Genomic DNA, 284 nt, shown 5'->3' with positions numbered 1-284 from the left:
TAGTGTGATTCTGTAAATGTCTCAAACGTAGAAGATGTACGAAGTGGCGTATCTACGGTTTGAGAGTAGTGTGATTCTGTAAATGTCTCAAACGGGTATCGTGAAGTCGCTACAGATTGCATTGTTTGAGAGTAGTGTGATTCTGTAAATGTCTCAAACGCAGGAGATAACGTGGTATTCTCCACGGTTGTTTGAGAGTAGTGTGATTCTGTAAATGTCTCAAACGTATTACAGGTGCTTACTTATTTGAGGGCAGTTTGAGAGTAGTGTGATTCTGTAAATGT

This window comes from Veillonella sp. DNF00869 (assembly GCF_001553345.1).
In the GTDB taxonomy this organism is placed as follows: Bacteria; Bacillota; Negativicutes; order Veillonellales; family Veillonellaceae; genus F0422.
This window is presented reverse-complemented; position numbering follows the sequence as displayed.